The sequence below is a fragment of the Billgrantia sp. C5P2 genome (assembly GCF_051062895.2).
Window position 1 is genome coordinate 1,161,425 of sequence record NZ_CM128542.1, and the last position, 12,935, is coordinate 1,174,359.

Consider the following 12,935-nt stretch of genomic DNA (forward strand, 5'->3'; position numbering starts at 1 on the left):
AAATGCGCAGACTCCTGCTTTCCAACGATGACGGTGTGCATGCGCCGGGCCTTCGCGCCCTGTACGAGGCCCTGGAGTCTCATGCTCGGCTGCGCGTGGTGGCGCCCGATCGCGACCGCAGCGGCGCCAGCAACTCGCTGACCCTGAACCGCCCCCTGGCGTTGACCTCGCTGGACAACGGCTTCCACTGTGTCGACGGCACGCCGGCCGACTGCGTCTACCTGGGCGTGAACGGGGTATGGGACGAGCGCCCCGACCTGGTGATCTCGGGGATCAACCACGGCGGTAACCTGGGCGACGACGTGCTCTATTCCGGGACCGTGGCGGCAGCCATGGAAGGCCGTAACCTGGGCATGCCGGCCATTGCCATGTCGCTGGTGGGTTCGCGTCATTTCGACACTGCCGGTCGCGTGGCGGCCAGCCTGGTCGGCGCGGCCGACCAACTCTCGCTGCCGCCGCGCAGCCTGCTCAACGTCAACGTGCCGGACCTGCCCTGGGAGCAGATCCAGGGCTTCCGCGTGACTCGCATGGGCTACCGCGGCCCGGCGGAGCGGCCGATGGAGGTACGCGACCCACGGGGCCGTTTGCGCTACTGGATTGCGGCCGTGGGAGAGAATGCCGATGATGGGCCGGATACCGATTTTGCCGCCATCGAGGCGGGCTACGTTTCGATCACGCCGCTGCAGACCGACTTGACGCAGCGTGCGGCCATTGCGGATGTGCAGGGCTGGTTGGATGCATTCACCTGAGCAATTACCCGAGCTGTTGCGCGGCGTCGGCATGACGTCGCAGCGAACCCGCGACCGCATGGTGGCGCGCCTGGCCAGGCAGGGCATCGTCGACGAACGCGTGCTCCGCGTGATGGCCGCCGAGCCACGCCATTTCTTTCTCGACGAGGCGCTGGCCCACCGCGCCTATGAGGATACCTCGCTGCCCATCGGTCATGGGCAGACCCTGTCCCAGCCGTGGATGGTGGCGCGCATGACCGAACTGGTGATGAAGGAGGCGCCTGGGCGCGTGCTGGAGATCGGCACCGGCTCCGGTTACCAGACGCTGATCCTGTCGCGGCTGGTGCCGGAACTCTGGTCGGTCGAACGAATCAATGCCTTGCATCATCGGGCAGCCAAGCGGCTGCGTTTGTTGCAAGCGCATAATGCGCGTCTGCGCCTGGCGGATGGTGGCCATGGCTGGCAGGAGGCGGCGCCGTTCGACGTCGTGCTGCTCACCGCCTGTGCCCACGAGTTGCCCGAGGTATTGATCTCGCAGCTTTCCGAAGAGGGCGTGATGATCCTGCCGCTGGCCGATCCCAACGGCGAGCAGTGGCTGACCCGGGTGCGCCGCGCGGGTTCTCAACATGACGTTCAGCGGCTGGAGCGCGTGCGTTTCGTGCCGCTGCTGCAAGGAGTGATTCGTTGAAGCGACAATTCAGTGTCTTCCTCAAGGGCGCCGGCATGGGGGCGGCCGATGCCGTGCCCGGGGTTTCCGGCGGTACCATTGCCTTCATCACGGGCATCTACGAGGAACTCATTCATACCATCAAGCAGTTTGGCCCCAGCGCGTTCTCAGCCTGGCGCCGCGGCGGCCTGGCAGGGCTCTTCGCCCACCTCAACCTGGCCTTTGCGATACCGCTGCTGCTCGGTATCGGAGCCAGCCTGGTCAGCGTGGCGCATCTGGTCGTCTGGCTCATGGAGGATTACCCACTGCTGCTCAACGGCTTTTTCTTCGGCCTGGTAGCGGCCTCGGCCATCGTGGTGGGCCGTCATCCGGCAGACTGGAAGCTGTGGCACCTGATTCCACTGGTAATGGGTCTGGTACTGGCGCATGGACTGCCATCGCTGATGCCCCTTGTCACCCAACTGGGCAACCCATCGCTGGTGTTGGTCATCGGCGGCGCGATTGCCATCAGCGCCTTGCTGCTGCCAGGTGTTTCGGGCAGTTTCCTGTTGCTGACCATGGGGCTCTACGGCACCGTGATGCAGGGGATTCGCAGCTTCGACCTGGCGCTGCTCTCGACCTTCGCAGTGGGCTGCCTGATTGGCCTGTTCGGCTTCTCGCGGCTGCTCTCCTGGCTGCTGCGTCACTATCACACTGCGACCCTGCAACTGCTGGTCGGCTTCATCGTCGGCTCGTTGCCGGTACTGTGGCCTTGGCGCGAGCTGGTACGCTATCAGCTCGGTCCCGAGGGACAGGTGATCCCGCTCGATTACCGCTACCTGATGCCCGGGGACTACGCCAACCTGACCGGGGAGCCTGGCCTGCTGGTGCCCGTGGTGGTCGCCATGCTGGTCGGGGCGGCTCTGGTACTGGCACTGAGCCACCATTCGGGGGGCAGCGCACCCGGCAAGGCAGGGAACGGCTCTCACACATCGTCTGACAAGGAGGAGGGCTCCAATGCGTAAGGTATTTCTCGTCTCGGCCGTTGCCATGGCAGTGGCCGGCTGCGCCGTCCAGGAGTATTCCACTCCTCAAGTTCGTGATCTCTCGGTGAGTCGCGAGCGAGCATCGGCCAGCCATTACACTGTCGAGTCAGGCGACACCCTGTATGGCATCGCCTGGCGTCACGATATGGACTATCGCGACCTGGCCAGGCTCAACCAGATTGGCCCGCCTTACCGCATCGAGCCTGGACAGCAACTGCGCCTGGGCGAAGGAGAAGCCGCGCCCTCCGGCGGGGCCCGTTCCAATGAGCTGGGGAGCGCCCAGGTTGCAACGGCCACTGCTCTCGGCGGCGGTACCGCAACCGCAACCCAATCGGGCGACGACGACTGGCTGCTGCCGGATCAAGAGGCCATTGAGCGCAATCGAAGGCTGACGGCCGAACCTCTCGAAGGCGGGACGAGCGTACCCAGCGATACCGCGGTGGCTGGTGCGCAGAGTATCGCCCAGACCCAGACCCAGACCCAGACCCAGACGGAGCCGCAAGCCCAGCCGGAGCGTGAGCCGGAGCCCAGGGTAGAGCCCGAGGTGGCCATCGCCGCGCAGCCCGAGTCCGAGCCCGAGGCACAGCAGGAACCGGCGGCCCAGCCTTCGGCAGATGCCGGCACCCAAGTGGCAGGGGAACCGGAACGTCAACCCGAGAGCAGTGGTCGTACCTATACGCCGGTAGCTGAAGTCCCCTGGCAGTGGCCCGCCGACGGTGAATTGGTCGGCCGTTTCGGTGAAGGTGGAAGCATCACCGCCGGCATTGATATCGCCGGGCAAAAGGGGCAACCTGTGAGAGCAGCCGGACCCGGTATCGTGGTCTATGCCGGTAGTGGGGTGCGGGGCTACGGCAACCTCATCCTGCTCAAGCACAATGACCAGTACCTGAGCGCCTATGCCCACAACGACAGTCTTCGGGTAACGGAGAACGATGTGGTCGAAGCGGGTCAGGTGATCGCCACGATGGGCGATAGCGATGCTGAAAGTGCCAGGCTGCACTTCGAGGTGCGCAAGGATGGCCAGCCTCAGGACCCCCTGAAATTCTTGCCGGAACGGTAGTCTACATAGCGGTTGCCGTCATCGGACCATCAGGTGGGCATCGGTACCGTTGGTACCATGAGGAGTCATAACAATAGAACTCTGCGTGCTACAAGCCATGCCAGAGCAACAGGCATTTCAGGACGAAACCACGGGGTAGCAACCGATGAGCATACTTGAACGGGACCTTCAGGATGTGGATCTCGATGACGTCACCGAGGCGGAGCAGGACCTCGAGGCGGAATCGGACAATTCGGTCAGTGACGATGACGCTGCCTTCGAGAAGGCGCTGAGTCGCGAGGACAAGCACTACCATCATAGCCTAGACGCCACCCAGATATATCTCAATGAGATAGGCTTCTCGCCTCTGTTGACCCCCGAAGAGGAGGTCTACTACGGCCGCCTGGCTCAGAAGGGCGACCCCGCGGGCCGGGCCAGGATGATCGAGTCCAATCTCAGGCTGGTGGTCAAGATCGCCCGGCGCTATCTCAACCGGGGACTGACCCTGCTCGACCTGATCGAGGAGGGTAACCTCGGTCTGATACGGGCGGTGGAGAAGTTCGACCCCGAGCGCGGCTTTCGTTTTTCCACCTACGCCACCTGGTGGATCCGCCAGACCATCGAGCGGGCGCTGATGAACCAGACCCGTACCATCCGGCTGCCGATTCACGTCGTCAAGGAACTCAACATCTATCTGCGGGCGGCACGTGAACTGACCCAGAAGCTGGATCACGAGGCCACCCCGGAAGAGATCGCCGACCACCTCGACAAGCCGGTCGAGGCGGTGAAGAAGATGATGGGGCTCAACGAGCGTGTCTCCTCGGTGGACTACCCCATGGGCGGCGACAGCGACAAGCCGCTGATCGAGACCCTGGCCGACGACAATGAGCAGGGCCCCGAGTCGTCGCTGGTCGACATCGACGTCAAGCAGCATGTCGACGACTGGCTGGCGGAGTTGACCGAGAAGCAGATGGAAGTGGTGGTGCGCCGCTTCGGGCTGCGCGGCCACGAGGCGGCCACGCTGGAGGAGGTTGGCGACGAGATCGGTCTGACCCGTGAGCGGGTGCGCCAGATCCAGGTGGAGGCGCTGAAGAAGCTGCGCCGCGTACTCGAGAAGCAGGGCCTCTCGATGGACAACATCTTCAACGAGTAGCGGAATCGATGCGCCAAGATGCAGCCGGTCGGAAGGACCGGCTGCATATTTTCTGCATGCTGATGCGTTATCATTAGCATCCTTACCATGCAGGGTCGAACAAGGGAAAAGAACCAATGCTCCGCTCCCCCATCTCCAGGTGTTTTCGCCGCCACGGCCTGGCCGTATTCGTCGGTATGGCCATGGCCGCCAACGCCCAGGCTGCCGATCTCTGGACCATTGCCCAGGACGCGCTCGACAACGATGCCGAATTGAGCTCCACCCGAGCTGGCTTCAGGGCCACCGAAGCCGCACGGGACGTACAGCGTGGCACCCTGTTGCCCCAGATCTCCATTGGCGGTAACGCCGCCCATTCACGCGTCTATTCGAGCTCCTTTGAGGGCCAGGTGGGTGCTCAAGTGCCCGGGCAAGGGGGAGGAGACGCTGGGTTCGGCGCCGCCCAGGACGATACGGTCAACAGTGTCGGCCTGAGCCTGGATGCCGAGCAGGCTCTCTTCGATCCGACCCGTCGCGCCCAGCTCGAGCGGGCCGAGCGTGAGATCGATCGAGACGCCCTGGGGGTCGACGCGGCGGCTCAGCAGCTGCTCTTCAACGTGGCCAACGCTTACTTCGAGATTCTGCGGGCGCACGACGTACTCAGCGCGCGACGCGCCCAGGAGGCCGCCATCAGCCGGCAACTGGAGCAGGCGCAGGAGCGCTTCGAGGTGGGGCTGATCGCGATTACCGACGTCCACGAGGCCCAGGCCTCCTACGACCTGGCCCGCGCCCAGCGCCTCGCCGCGGAAGGGGCGATGCAGGTCAGCTTCGAGGCGCTGGAGCGACTGACCGGGCATCGCTACGACAGCATCGATGCGCTGGATGACGAAGTACCCATTGCCCGCCCCGTGCCGGCGGATCGCGAGGAGTGGGTGGAGCTGGCCATGGCCAACAGCCCCCTGGTGCTGTCGGCCGAGGCCGGCATCGAGGTGGCGCGTAGCAGCGTCGACGTGGCTCGGGCCGGCCAGTTGCCGGTGGTGTCGGCCTTCGCCAACTATGGCTGGTCGGATACCGATCGCACCGGGACCAATCATCAGTCGGAGAGCCAGGTCGGCCTGCGTGCCAGTCTGCCGCTCTACACCGGTGGCTCGACCCAGGCGCAGATTCGCCAGAGCGGCTTCCTGCTCGAGGCCAGCCAGTACGATTTCGAGGCCCAGCGGCGCGACACCATTCAGCAGGTGCGCTCGTTGTTCACCCGTGTGAACAACGACGTGGAAACGGTCGAGGCACGGCGTCAGGCGATCGTTTCCAACCAGAGCGCCCTGGAAGCGACGCGTTCGGGCTATGAGGTGGGCACGCGCAATATCGTCGATGTACTCAATGCCGAGCAGAACCTGTTCAATGCCATCGCCGAGCATGCCGAGGCGCGCTACGACTATGTCCTCGGTCTGTTGCAGTTGCAGCAGCAGGCAGGGTTGCTCGGGCCGGACTCGATCCAGGCCGTCAATGCCTGGCTCTCCGAGGAGGAGCGCGTGTTGCTGGAGCTCCCCGACGAGGTCAACGACGACCCCGTCATGAACATCGGTGAGCGCCCGCAGGCGCCTTCATGATGAATGGCTGATTTTTTGTTGAATTGTGGTGTTAAATTCCAGAAACCACCGAGAAATCGGTGGTTTTCTTCGTGAAATAGCTTCGAATATAAAAGATAATTTTGCGCTATTTCACCCATGGAGGTTGCCATGTCCAGGCCGCTGGTTGCCGATATCGATCTTGACGCCCTGCGTCACAATTATGCGCTGGCCCGAGAGCTGGCCGGCGACAGCCGGGCCTTGGCCGTGATCAAGGCCGATGCCTACGGCCATGGTGCCGCGGAGTGCGCCCGCGCCCTGGAGTCGCTGCCCGAAGGCCAGCGCCCGCCGGCCTTCGCCGTGGCCTGCCTGGAGGAAGCCGAGGCCTTGCGTGAAGGTGGTGTCGAAGCGCCGATCGTACTGCTCGAAGGTATCTTCGAGGCGCAGGAGCTGGCTCGTGTCGAAGCGTTGGGGCTATGGATGGCGGTGCACAGCGAATGGCAGGTGAGGGCGCTACTGGCGTATCGTCCGGCCAGGCCGATTCCGGTGTGGCTCAAGGTCGATTCCGGCATGCATCGGCTGGGTTTTCCTCCCGAGCAGGCGGTCGCGGTCTGGGAGCGACTGGCCGCCGCGCCCCCGTGTGTCACAGGCCTGATGCTGATGAGCCACTTCGCCACCGCCGACGCGCTCGACTCGACCTATTTCGACAGCCAGCTAGCGTGCATGCGGGCGCTGGCGAAGCGGCTCGACGCCCCGCTGTGCCTGGCCAACTCGCCGGCGACCCTGGCCTGGCCCCAGGCACATGGTAGTTGGGTTCGCCCCGGCGTGATGCTGTACGGCAGCGATCCGCTGGAACGGCCCAGCGAGGCCAGCCGCCGGCTCGAGCCGGTGATGACGCTGCGTTCCGAGATCATCGCCGTTCGCGACCTGGCCGTCGGTGAGCCGGTGGGCTATGCCGGCCGCTGGCGGGCGCCACGGCCTTCACGCATCGCCGTGGTGGCCTGTGGCTATGGCGATGGCTATGATCGGCATGCCGTCGATGGCACCCCGGTGCTGGTGGCCGGGCAACGCACGGTGCTGGCCGGCAAGGTGTCGATGGACATGCTGACGGTGGATGTCACCGACATCCCCGAGGCCGATATCGGCACCGAGGTGGTGCTGTGGGGGAGATCCCGTCATGGTGCGGTACTCTCGGTCGACGAGGTGGCCCGGCATTGCGATACCATCAGTTACACGCTGTTGACCGGCATTCTGCCGCGAGTGCCCAGACGCTATTCGCGGCACGTCTGAGCGCCACCGCCTACGCACAACTCGAGCTGAACGGAACCCCGCATGTCCAAGCGAAACTGGCCCGCTTCCTTCGCCCATCCTCGCTTCTGGCCGGCCTGGTTGGCCATCGGTTGCATGTGGGTCGGTGCTTGGCTGCCCTGGCGGCTCAAACTGGCGATAGGCCGTGGCCTGGGCCTGCTGGCTTGGCTTGCGGTGCCGCGTCGCCGACACATCGTCGATACCAATCTGCGGCTCTGTTTCCCAGAGCTCAGTGACGCCCAGCATGACAGGCTGATACGCGACACCTTCATGGCCAACGGCATCGGCCTTCTCGAGACCGCCACGGGATGGTGCCGCGACCCGCGACACCTGCGCCATCGGGTGACTTTCAAAGGGCGGCACCACATGGAGCAGGCCCGTGCCAGGGGCAAGGGCGTGTTGATCGTCGGGATTCACTTTTCAACGCTGGATCTGGGCGGGGCGCTGCACTCGCTCTACTTCACGGCCGATGCTGTTTACCGGCCGCATAACAATCCGCTGTTCGACCGCTTCATGACCCGAGGGCGTCGCCGTATCTTCGGTGAGACGATCGACCGCCACGACCTGCGCGGCGTGGTGCGTCGACTCAAGGAAGGGCACCTGGTCTGGTACTCTCCCGACCAGGATTTCGGCCGTGACGTCAGCGTCTTCGCCCCGCTATTCGGTGTCGAAGCGGCGACCATCCGTCTGACTGCCAAGATCGCGCGCATGACCGGCGCATCGGTGGTGCCGTTGATGTTCCATCGCAACCCCGACGACCGCACCTACACCATCGAATGCCGTCCGGCCCTCGAAGATTTTCCCAGTGGCGATGAAGTGCGGGACGCGACACTGGTCAACGCCTTCATCGAGCAGGCGATAGGCAAGCACCCGGAGCAGTACATGTGGCTCCATCGGCGCTTCAAGACCCGGCCGAAGGGGGAACCCGGCTTGTATTGAGCGGGCTCGAAGAGCGTACGTCGGGAAGGTGAGGATACAAGGTGTAACGTGCGGTAACTTGACGGTTCGTTCAGCTCACGCAAGGCTAAAAGTCACCTGATTGGGTAACTGCGCCTGGGATGGCGCCAAGACAGTCAAGGAGGTCTGTTATGCTCGGCAATGCAATGCTGTTCCTGATCATCGCCATTATTGCGGGTGTGCTGGGGTTCTCCGGTATCGCGGGAGCGGCTACCACCATCGCGCAAATCCTGTTCTTCCTGTTCATCGTGCTGTTCATCGTCTCGCTCATCACCGGACGGCGACCGTGACGAGGATGCCACTCAGCGATTATTCTCCTTTCTCGAAAGAAGCAACTGAAACGAACGAGGCCTCGCTGATCCGAGGCCTCGTTCTTTGCCGAATGGCGCCGTGAATCAGGCGTCGATGCGCTTGTACTTCATGCGATGCGGCGTATCGTTGCCGACCCGCTTGCGGTGATCCGCCTCGTAGTCGGTGTAGTTGCCTTCGAAGAAGACCACCTGGGAATCGCCCTCGAAGGCGAGAACGTGAGTGGCGATACGGTCGAGGAACCAGCGGTCGTGGGAGATCACCAGGGCACAGCCGGGGAAGGCGAGCAGGGCCTCTTCCAGGGCGCGCAGGGTCTCGATGTCCAGATCGTTCGACGGCTCGTCGAGCAGCAGCACGTTGGCGCCCTGCTTGAGAGTCTGGGCCAGCTGCAGCCGGCCACGCTCACCACCGGAAAGATCCTTGAGGAACTTCTGCTGGTCGTTGCCCTTGAAGTTGAAGCGGCCGACGTAGGCGCGCGAGGAGACCTCGTAGCCGTTGATGTTGAGAATGTCCTGACCGTCTGAAACTGCTTCCCATACCGTCTGCCTGTCGTCCAGCGCGTCGCGCAGCTGCTCGACGTAGGCGATATCGACGGTCTCGCCGACCACCACCTCGCCGCTGTCCGGCTGCTCCTTGCCGGTGATCAGCTTGAACAGGGTCGACTTGCCGGCACCGTTGCCACCGACGATGCCGACAATGGCGCCCTTGGGCACGGTGAAGGTGAGGTCTTCGTAGAGCAGCTTGTCCTCGAAGCGCTTGGACACGCCATGGAACTCGATGACCTTGTCGCCCAGGCGGGGGCCGGGCGGAATGTAGATCTCGTTGGTCTCATTGCGCTTCTGGAAGTCGCCGGACTGCATCTCCTCGAAGCGATTGAGGCGTGCCTTGCTCTTGGCCTGGCGGCCCTTGGCATTGCTGCGTACCCACTCCAGCTCGTGCTTGATCGCCTTCTGGCGCGAGGCTTCCTGCTTGGCCTCCTGCTCGAGACGCTTCTCCTTCGATTCCAGCCACTGCGAGTAGTTGCCCTCGAACGGGATGCCGTAGCCGCGGTCGAGTTCGAGGATCCAGCCGGCCACGTTGTCGAGGAAGTAGCGGTCATGAGTGATCGCCACCACAGTGCCCGGGTAGTCGTGCAGGAAACGCTCTAGCCAGGCTACGGATTCTGCGTCCAGGTGGTTGGTGGGCTCGTCGAGCAGCAGCATGTCGGGGCTGGAGAGCAGCAGCCGGCACAGCGCCACGCGGCGACGCTCACCCCCGGAGAGGTTGCCTACCTGGGCATCCCAGGGCGGCAGGCGCAGCGCCTCGGCGGCCACTTCCAGCTTGCGCTCGAGATTGTGGGCGTCGGCGGCCTCGATGATGTTCTCCAGGCGCGCCTGCTCGGCGGCCAGGGCATCGAAGTCGGCATCCGGCTCGGCGTAGGCGGCATAGACGGCGTCGAGCTTGGCCTGAGCCTCCTTGATCTCGCCCAGGGCCTCTTCCACGGTCTCGCGGACGTTCTTCTCGTCGTCGAGCTGAGGTTCCTGGGGCAGATAGCCGATGTTGATGCCGGGCATGGGGCGCGCCTCGCCCTCGTACTCCTTGTCGACTCCGGCCATGATGCGCAGCAAGGTCGACTTGCCGGCGCCGTTGAGGCCCAGCACGCCGATCTTGGCACCCGGGAAGAAGGACAGCGAGATGTCCTTGAGGATCTGCTTCTTGGGCGGAACGACCTTGCCCACCCGATTCATGGTGAAGACGTATTGCGCCATGGAATTCCACTGGGGTTGAGGGTTTCAGTGGCTCCGATGATAGTGGCCGTGCCGGGCAAAGGCCAGCGCTGCAGTGCAGGACCGCTTCGCGCTACGTCCCGTGTTGTGTTTCGGTGATGGACTTGCTTGACGAGGCACCCGGCGGATGCCTCGTGCAGGGGGAGCTTACTCCTCTTCCTCCTCCTCTTCGCCGAGCAGCATCCAGTCGTCTTCGATGGCGCGCTGCAGGCGTCGCTCTTCCAGCAGGGCCTCGACGCGGCGTCGAGCACGCAGGGTGTCGGCGCGGCTGGAGGCGCGAGGGCGAACGTACTCCTCGTCGTTCACTGCTTCGAGGAAGTCCTGGTCGTCGTCGTGAGTGTCGTTGACAAGGGGTTCATGGCTCATGCGAAATCCTCCCATGGCCCGGTGTCGACCGCCCTGCGATCGACGTGTCGCAAATTCGCTTCGCGTCCGAAGCGACGGACCTGAAGCGCCATCGGCACCAATGGCTGGCACCTGACGGCTATATATATCCGGGAGGAGCCGAGAGCAAGCCCTTGAGGAAATTTTTTACAACGCCGCAGCCAATCAGGAGCGGTCGTGCTCGGCCTTGAGCCGTTCCAGCTCCATCTGGGCCTCGACGCGTTCCGTGACGTCCTTCTGCACGCCGATGTAATAGGTCAGATTGTCGTCGGCATCGAAAACCGGTGTGATCGACAGCTCGTTCCAGAACATGGTGCCGTCCTTGCGATAGTTGCGCAGGACTTCGCGGCACGGGCGCCCCTCGCTCAGGGCCTTGCGGATATTGATCAGCGCTGGCTGGTCGCGATCATCTCCCTGCAGGAAGCGGCAATCCTGGTAGAGAATCTCGTCGGTACTGTAGCCGGTGAGCCGCTCGAAACCCTGGTTGACGTAGATGAGAATGTTCTCGTCACCCTCCTGCTCGGCGACCACGATGCCGTCCTCAGAGGCATCGACGATGCGTTCGAGCAGTTCCGGGCTGATCAAAGGGGTGCGTTTCATTCAGGCATTCCTGGCTGGGACTCGGCAGTTACGCTACGTCACTATGCTACATCATGGCCAGCCTTCGCCACGTTGACAACGCCGCAGGTTACTCGGCTTCCGGCAGGCGCGTGGCCGAGGCGGCAGCGGCCAGGCCCATGGCGGACAGCGCCACCAGTAGCCAGTCGGTACCCAGCCACTGTGCCAGCAGTCCCGTCATGCCGCCCACCAGCAGCATCATTGCGCCTGTAATGGTGTTGGACAGCGCTACGTAGAGCGCACGCCGGTCCTGGCCTGCCATGTCGACCAGGTAGGTCTTGCGGCCCAGGCGTACGCCGGCATGGACGATCACCAGCAGGGCGTAGACCAGCGCGTAGGGCCATACCGTGGCCGTCCACTCGCCGGGCAGCCAGGCAATACTTGCGCCAAGCAGGCAGCAGGCCGCGGCACCCAGGCCGGTATCACGCAGCACGCGGCGGCTCGAGGCGTCGGAGCGCTTGCCCCAGACGGGGCTTGCCACCATGCCGGCAAGGCCCGAGACCACGATCAGCACCCCCAGGCCGCCCAGCTCGGTGCCGCTCTGCTGCTGACCGAGCAAGGCCACGTAGGGCAATGCCAGGGCGCTGGCCAGCAATAGCGCGCGCGACAGGTTGAAGTGCAGGAAGTCGCGATCGTCGCGCAGCAGGCGCAGCCCCAGCTTGATACTGCTCCAGGCGTTCTCGCCACCCTCCACCGCGCCCGGCGCCTCTTCGATGCGCGCCGCGCACAGGGCATTGAGCGCCCAGCCCAGCGCGGCGACACCGAGCAGGGTTGCCAGGGCCAGCTCGCCGGGGCGATCCTCGAAAAGCATCAGTACGCCACCGGCCGCCAAGGTGACGGCGCCGGCCACGCTGCCACTCCAACCCATGAGATTGCCGCGGCGGCGCTTGGCAATGGTCTTGCCCAGCACATCCTTGGTGGCGATGGAAGAGAGCCCCCGCGCCAGCGACAGCGCCACCAGCGTGGCCAGCACCATGCCGCCGCCGAGGCCACCCTGGCCGAACAGCGCGAGCAGGGCCAGCATGGCAGCGGCCAGTGCCTGGAGGCTGCCGCCCGCCACCCACACCCACTTGCGCCGGGGCTTGAGACGGATGAAGCCGGCGACGAACAGTTGCGGGAGCAGGGCGCCCGATTCGCGAATCGGCACCAGCAGCCCGACCATCCACAGTGGGGCGCCGATCACCCCGAGCAGCCAGGGCAGCACCAGACGGGCACTGGAAAGCTCGTCGGCCAGCTTGTTGCCCAGCGCGGCGAACAGGTGCAGGAAGAAGTTGCGCGGCTGCTCCTGGCAGGCTTCGTCGGAGATGTCTCGACACATGCGGCTGTCTTCGTCGCCGGTCAGCCACTCGTACAGGCGCGCCTGACTGATCTCGCGCTCGGTCATTCGGGCTCCTTGGCTGCTATCATCGAGTTTTCATTGTTGCGACAGGGTCCTTG

Annotated in this window: 13 protein-coding genes; 9 read left to right on the plus strand and 4 right to left on the minus strand. The window is 64.3% G+C overall.

What is annotated here, in order from left to right; genetic code table 11:
- Positions 1-2: 2 nt before the first annotated feature.
- The 9 genes from surE (at position 3) to ACRWQA_RS05470 (ending at position 8,711) form a co-directional block, all read left to right on the plus strand.
- Positions 3-749, plus strand: coding sequence for a 5'/3'-nucleotidase SurE (gene surE / locus ACRWQA_RS05430; RefSeq protein WP_434228822.1), 747 nt, complete (start codon positions 3-5; stop codon positions 747-749).
- A complete protein-coding gene (locus tag ACRWQA_RS05435; RefSeq protein ID WP_263580820.1) occupies positions 736-1,416 on the plus strand; it encodes a protein-L-isoaspartate(D-aspartate) O-methyltransferase in 681 nt (226 codons plus the stop codon). The genes surE and ACRWQA_RS05435 overlap by 14 nt, the downstream gene beginning before the upstream one ends.
- Complete coding sequence (locus tag ACRWQA_RS05440) at positions 1,413-2,399, plus strand: DUF368 domain-containing protein (protein WP_434228821.1); 987 nt, start codon at positions 1,413-1,415, stop codon at positions 2,397-2,399. Before ACRWQA_RS05435 ends, ACRWQA_RS05440 begins: the two co-directional genes overlap by 4 nt.
- Positions 2,392-3,480: a peptidoglycan DD-metalloendopeptidase family protein gene (locus ACRWQA_RS05445; protein ID WP_434228820.1), complete on the plus strand. Its 1,089-nt coding sequence runs from the start codon at positions 2,392-2,394 to the stop codon at positions 3,478-3,480. The genes ACRWQA_RS05440 and ACRWQA_RS05445 overlap by 8 nt, the downstream gene beginning before the upstream one ends.
- A 145-nt stretch (positions 3,481-3,625) precedes the next feature.
- Positions 3,626-4,612 carry an RNA polymerase sigma factor RpoS gene (gene rpoS, locus ACRWQA_RS05450; RefSeq protein WP_263580817.1) on the plus strand — a complete coding sequence of 329 codons (987 nt, stop codon included), beginning with the start codon at positions 3,626-3,628 and terminating at the stop codon, positions 4,610-4,612.
- A gap of 116 nt (positions 4,613-4,728) precedes the next feature.
- Positions 4,729-6,198, plus strand: a complete 1,470-nt coding sequence (locus tag ACRWQA_RS05455; protein WP_434228818.1) for a TolC family outer membrane protein — start codon at positions 4,729-4,731, stop codon at positions 6,196-6,198.
- A 129-nt stretch (positions 6,199-6,327) separates the two neighbouring features.
- Positions 6,328-7,446 carry an alanine racemase gene (gene alr / locus ACRWQA_RS05460; protein ID WP_434228816.1) on the plus strand — a complete coding sequence of 373 codons (1,119 nt, stop codon included), beginning with the start codon at positions 6,328-6,330 and terminating at the stop codon, positions 7,444-7,446.
- A gap of 42 nt (positions 7,447-7,488) precedes the next feature.
- Positions 7,489-8,403, plus strand: a complete 915-nt coding sequence (lpxL, locus tag ACRWQA_RS05465; protein ID WP_263580814.1) for an LpxL/LpxP family Kdo(2)-lipid IV(A) lauroyl/palmitoleoyl acyltransferase — start codon at positions 7,489-7,491, stop codon at positions 8,401-8,403.
- 149 nt (positions 8,404-8,552) lie between these two features.
- Complete coding sequence (locus ACRWQA_RS05470) at positions 8,553-8,711, plus strand: DUF1328 domain-containing protein (protein ID WP_104202220.1); 159 nt, start codon at positions 8,553-8,555, stop codon at positions 8,709-8,711.
- Positions 8,712-8,816: 105 nt separating this feature from the next.
- Here ACRWQA_RS05470 and ettA read toward each other — a convergent pair whose 3' ends face one another.
- The 4 genes from ettA to ACRWQA_RS05490 form a co-directional block, all read right to left on the minus strand.
- On the minus strand, positions 8,817-10,478 hold the full coding sequence (ettA, locus tag ACRWQA_RS05475; RefSeq protein ID WP_434228814.1) for an energy-dependent translational throttle protein EttA: 1,662 nt from the start codon (positions 10,476-10,478) through the stop codon (positions 8,817-8,819).
- A gap of 165 nt (positions 10,479-10,643) precedes the next feature.
- Positions 10,644-10,862, minus strand: coding sequence for a PA3496 family putative envelope integrity protein (locus tag ACRWQA_RS05480; RefSeq protein ID WP_263580812.1), 219 nt, complete (start codon positions 10,860-10,862; stop codon positions 10,644-10,646).
- 183 nt (positions 10,863-11,045) lie between these two features.
- A complete protein-coding gene (locus ACRWQA_RS05485; protein ID WP_263580811.1) occupies positions 11,046-11,480 on the minus strand; it encodes a PAS domain-containing protein in 435 nt (144 codons plus the stop codon).
- Between the two features lie 88 nt (positions 11,481-11,568).
- On the minus strand, positions 11,569-12,882 hold the full coding sequence (locus ACRWQA_RS05490) for an MFS transporter (protein ID WP_434228811.1): 1,314 nt from the start codon (positions 12,880-12,882) through the stop codon (positions 11,569-11,571).
- Between the last annotated feature and the right edge of the window lie 53 nt (positions 12,883-12,935).